We start from the raw sequence: 2744 nt of genomic DNA on the forward strand, positions 1-2744 counted from the left end.
AATGAAAATTAGGAAAGTCCTTTAACACCTTTCTAATGGGGTATGCAATAGAATCTGGCTCTAATCCGCCAGTAGAAACTTGATATAATAAAGGCTGAAAATTGTGATAATTATTCTTATCTAATAACACCACTTGAACCTCTTGTTTTGATAATTTTTTAGCTAAAGCAATGCCTGCAAAACCTCCACCAATTATAATAATTCTCGGAAAACTTGTTCTAGGTATATTCATATAATAAAACTTGCAGCGTAAAGGTACTATTAAAGATGTAAATTTATAGGATTCTAAATTCTTTATTCAAATTCGATTTCGTAAATTCGTAGCTTCAAAAAACGACTTAAAATTTTACAGATGAAATACGATATTATTGTACTTGGAAGTGGTCCTGGTGGTTATGTTACTGCCATTAGAGCCTCTCAATTGGGTTTTAAAACTGCTATTGTTGAAAAAGAGAATTTAGGTGGTGTATGCTTAAATTGGGGTTGTATCCCTACTAAAGCCTTACTAAAATCTGCTCAGGTATTTGAATATCTTAAACATGCTGGCGATTACGGATTATCTGTTAAAGATTACGATAAAGATTTTGACGCTGTAGTAAAACGAAGCCGTGGTGTAGCTGATGGCATGAGTAAAGGTGTACAGTTTTTAATGAAGAAAAATAAAATTGATGTTATTGAAGGATTTGGTAAACTAAAACCTGGAAAAAAGATTGATGTTGATGGAAAAGAATATAGCGCAGATAATATTATTATAGCTACTGGAGCACGCTCTCGCGAATTACCTAGTTTGCCTCAAGATGGTAAAAAAGTAATTGGATATAGAGAAGCGATGACCTTAGCTAAGCAACCTAAAAAAATGATTGTGGTAGGATCTGGTGCTATTGGCGTTGAGTTTGCTTATTTCTACAACTCTATGGGAACCGAGGTAACTATTGTTGAATATTTACCAAACATAGTACCTGTTGAAGACGAAGATGTATCGAAACAATTAGAGCGTTCATTTAAAAAGAGCGGTATAAAAATTATGACTTCATCTGAAGTTACAAAAGTAGACACCTCTGGTAATGGTGTTAAAGCTACAGTAAAAACTAAAAAAGGAGAAGAAATTCTAGAAGCCGATATTATTCTTTCTGCCGTAGGTATTAAATCGAATATTGAAAATATTGGTTTAGAAGATGTTGGTATTGTAGTTGATAGAGATAAAATTTTAGTGAATGATTTTTACCAAACCAACATCCCTGGGTATTACGCCATTGGCGATGTTACTCCTGGGCAAGCATTAGCACATGTCGCTTCCGCAGAAGGAATTTTATGTGTTGAAAAACTTGCAGGACAACATGTTGAAGCTTTAGATTACGGAAATATTCCAGGTTGCACATATTGCTCGCCTGAAATAGCATCAGTTGGTTTAACCGAAAAGCAAGCTAGAGAAAAAGGTTTAGATGTTAAAGTTGGTAAATTCCCTTTCTCGGCATCTGGAAAAGCAAGTGCTTCTGGCGCAAAAGATGGCTTTGTAAAAGTTATTTTTGATGCTAAATATGGTGAATGGTTAGGATGTCACATGATTGGTGCTGGCGTAACCGACATGATTGCTGAAGCTGTTTTAGGACGTAAATTAGAAACCACAGGACATGAAGTTTTAAAAGCAGTGCATCCGCATCCAACAATGAGTGAGGCGGTTATGGAAGCTGTGGCTGATGCTTATGATGAAGTGATACATTTGTAAAAAAGCTCCATCTAGCCTCCCCAAAGGGGAGAAACCCTTACTCAAACGAATAAAAAAATGCGATTCATTTTTGAACCGCATTTTTTATATCAATAATTGTTTTACCCGAAAGAGTGAATATTCCTCCCCTTTGGGGAGGCTAGGTGGGGCTTTAGGCTTTGTGTTTTAAAAACTCTGAATAGCCAATTCATAACTTTGCAAACCAAACCCAAGAATCACACCTTTGGCATTTGGTGATATAAAAGATTGATGTCTAAACTCTTCTCTATTAAACGTATTAGAAATATGTACTTCTACTACCTCTGTTTCAATGGCTTTAACAGCATCACCAATACCTACAGAAGTATGTGTATAAGCAGCAGCATTTAAAATAATACCATCATAACTAAAACCTACTTCGTGCAACTTATCAATTATTTCACCTTCAATATTCGATTGAAAGTAATCAATTTCAACGTTAGTGTATTTTGTTGTAATCTCATCTAAGAATTCAGTAAAAGATAAACTGCCATAAATATTAGGTTCTCTTTTTCCTAAAAGATTAAGGTTTGGACCATTGATGATGATTAGTTTTTTCATGATAATAATATAAAAAAAATTATTTAGCTTTGATTATGTCTATCTGTGTCGTTTCTCCAATCTTTAAATTTGATAACGCTTTTATATCATTTTTACCATCATCAAACTCTACAACAACGGTATTAGGTGATATATTGCCCTCATTATTTGCTTTAATTAAAATAGAGGTCTTATCTTCAATTAAATTTATAAAAAAAACGTTTTTATTGTTCTTTACTTCAAAATTATTAATTAATAACTTTCCATTTGAAGAAATTGAAATTTTATCACCATCTTCTTTACCTCCATCATAAACAGTTAACTTTATTTTTTTAGATTTAGAGAATACACTTAAGGTTTGATTTTTTCTTAAAATATTCATGTTCAATGAATCCATCATCTTTAATGGATTAATTTTACTTTTTATACTATCTGCAATTTTTTTAGACTTATTTATTTT

3 protein-coding genes and 1 pseudogene are annotated in these 2744 nt (G+C 32.8%); 1 reads left to right on the plus strand and 3 read right to left on the minus strand.

Features of this window, described 5'->3' with window-relative positions; all coding sequences use genetic code 11:
• Positions 1–232 (minus strand): FAD-dependent oxidoreductase (locus AADI82_RS14740; RefSeq protein WP_341217174.1); only part of this gene is annotated, 232 nt, incomplete at its 3' end.
• 120 nt (positions 233–352) lie between these two features.
• Here AADI82_RS14740 and lpdA point away from each other — a divergent pair.
• On the plus strand, positions 353–1726 hold the full coding sequence (gene lpdA, locus AADI82_RS14745; protein WP_341217175.1) for a dihydrolipoyl dehydrogenase: 1374 nt from the start codon (positions 353–355) through the stop codon (positions 1724–1726).
• A 165-nt stretch (positions 1727–1891) separates the two neighbouring features.
• Here the strand turns inward: lpdA and aroQ are convergent, their stop codons facing one another.
• The gene (aroQ, locus tag AADI82_RS14750) at positions 1892–2305 is read right to left on the minus strand and encodes a type II 3-dehydroquinate dehydratase (protein WP_341217176.1); all 414 of its coding nucleotides are present in this window, start codon (positions 2303–2305) and stop codon (positions 1892–1894) included.
• Between the two features lie 19 nt (positions 2306–2324).
• Positions 2325–2744: pseudogene (locus tag AADI82_RS14755) on the minus strand (hypothetical protein); the annotation flags it as partial.

The organism is uncultured Wocania sp. (genome assembly GCF_964021735.1).
GTDB lineage: Bacteria > Bacteroidota > Bacteroidia > Flavobacteriales > Flavobacteriaceae > Wocania_A.

Excerpts from the sequence above, each read along its gene's own strand:
- aroQ (WP_341217176.1), bottom strand. The coding sequence starts at position 2,305 with ATGAAAAAACTAATCATCATCAATGGTCCAAACCTTAATCTTTTAGGA.
- lpdA (WP_341217175.1), top strand. The coding sequence starts at position 353 with ATGAAATACGATATTATTGTACTTGGAAGTGGTCCTGGTGGTTATGTT.